Annotated in this window: 2 protein-coding genes; one reads left to right on the top strand and one right to left on the bottom strand. The window is 55.7% G+C overall.

The window, feature by feature from the left end; all coding sequences use genetic code 11:
• The first annotated feature begins 250 nt into the window (after positions 1 to 250).
• A complete protein-coding gene (locus HMPREF0577_RS02005; RefSeq protein ID WP_004012010.1) occupies positions 251 to 1,930 on the top strand; it encodes a cell wall-binding repeat-containing protein in 1,680 nt (559 codons plus the stop codon).
• Here the strand turns inward: HMPREF0577_RS02005 and HMPREF0577_RS11640 are convergent.
• On the bottom strand, positions 1,927 to 2,124 hold a 198-nt coding region (locus HMPREF0577_RS11640; protein WP_004012009.1), incomplete at its 5' end, for a hypothetical protein. The two genes, HMPREF0577_RS02005 and HMPREF0577_RS11640, sit on opposite strands and share 4 nt — an antisense overlap.

Raw genomic sequence — 2,124 nt, 5'->3', positions numbered from 1 at the left:
ACTCCTCGTCGGCCGCTGCTATGGGAGCTTGACTGGACAAACCCCCAAAAACGGCGACAAAAAGGGACACTAAACCGGCAGATAGGACACGACACAGCTGTTTTCTCATACAAACTGCTTGTGTGCGGGGAATGAAACAAGGCAAAATAGGGAAGGCAGAACATCAAAAATTGCTGTGCCCCACACAGTGAAGGCGTAACAAAAAACGCGCAGGCACAGTCAAGCCTGTCGAATAACAAGGGAGCCGAAAATGAAAACCGCAACCATCGCAGCAGCCGCAACCACGGCACTACTCGCCTTCACACCCGCCCTAAGCTGGGCCACCGACACCACCTCCAACCAATACCCAGGCGGCATAACCCAACGCATAGCCGGAAAAAACCGCATCGCCACCAACTACCAGCTAATAAAACAAAAATACGGCAACCAGCCCGTAGGCCACGCCTATATTGCTCGCGCCGACCTAGGAGCCGACGCCCTATCCGCCGCCCCACTAGCCACCAAAGACCCCATCCTGCTCGTCGACCCGAACCAGGCACCCATCGACACCATCAACCAGCAAATCAAACCGTTGGGCGTCACCGAAGTCACGGTTATCGGCGGCAACCAGGCAATGCCCCAACAATACGTGGACACCCTCGGCGTGAAAACCCGCGAACGCCTCGCCGGGAAAGACCGCTACGAAACAAACCTGACAGTAATCAAAAAAGCCTACCCCACCCCACAAACCATCTTCGTCGTAAACGGCGACGGCATGGTAGACACTATTGCCGCCACCGCCACAGCCATGACCCAATACGGCCCGCTAATGCTAGCATCCGGTAAAGGCTACACCGCCAACCAAGAGGCATATATAGAATCGAACAAAAACTGTACGGTTACGTCTATCGGCAACGCCCCCGCCTACCCCACCCGGAACCACCGCATAAGCCAAATCGGATACTCCCAAACCCCCGAACAAGTCTCAGCACTCGTCGCGAAACAAACCTACCCCTCTGGTAACGACCGCATCTATTTAGCAAACTCTACCCAGCTAGCAGACGCTATCTCCGCCGGAATCATTAAAGACGGCCCCGTACTACTAGTCAACCCGGCAAAACACCCCACCGAAGCACTACTCGCCGCCAAAGACCTGAAAGCCACCCACATCACCGCGCTAGGCGGCGAAACCGCAATCCCCCAAAAACTACTGGATTTGTTTTCCGCTATGAAACCCAAGCAGCCCGGCAAAACCCAGCCCGGCAAACAAACAAAACCCGGCAAACAAAAATACACCTTCGCCCCCTGGCAGCAACGCCAAATGAACGGCGAACCCAACCCGCTAGAAGAAATAAGAAAATACCAAGCCAAATCCCCACAAGCCGCAGACAACCCCGACTGGGAAACCACAGACACACACCAAAAAATATTCGACCTCAGCATACAAGACAAATGGGGAATGGACTCTAGATACGGCGGGCCATACATCGACACGCCAATACACGACCCCGCCCTAGACACCGCCGCTAAAACCGGCACCGGCACCTCCGGAATGAGCATCGTCACCTGGGACCGCGCCGAAGCATACCTACCCCTCCACTTCAACTGCGGCGCCACCGCACACGGCGCAGCAGAACCCCCCATCGCCGCCAGCATCTCCCCCGGACACCTCGCCGTAACCGCCAAAGGCATCTACAAAGTCACCAAAGTCACCTACGGGCGCCACATAGAACCCTACACAGACATGTCCACCGGCACCCACCCCACAAGAAACGTCTACCTACGAGCCACCCTAGTCGTCAAAATAGAAGGACAACCCGTAGACGGCGGCCCAGAACAACAAATCGACGCCTCCGGCATCACCGAAGTCGAAGTAGACACCGACCGGCGCGTAGGATACGACAACTCCATACAATGCAAAAAACTAGGCGAAAAAAACTGGTGGTCCTAACACAAACAACCAAAAAACACCCCCCGCGACCCCGCCATCGCGGGGGACACCCCGCACACAAAAGAAGGCATGAAACACACCAAAACCTTCACCGCCACCCTAATCATCGCATTAACCGCCCTGAGCGGGGGGGCGACAGTAACAACCTGGCACACTAAAACCACAATCGTGGGGTTGGCCGCAAGTTGTTGGCA

The organism is Mobiluncus mulieris ATCC 35243 (assembly GCF_000160615.1).
Taxonomy (GTDB): domain Bacteria; phylum Actinomycetota; class Actinomycetes; order Actinomycetales; family Actinomycetaceae; genus Mobiluncus; species Mobiluncus mulieris.
Note: the sequence above shows the minus strand (reverse complement) of the source record. Positions and strands in the feature narration are given on the sequence as shown.

What these genes read in the sequence shown, in the direction of transcription:
- HMPREF0577_RS02005 (WP_004012010.1), top strand. Translation starts at nt 251, where the DNA reads ATGAAAACCGCAACCATCGCAGCAGCCGCAACCACGGCACTACTCGCC.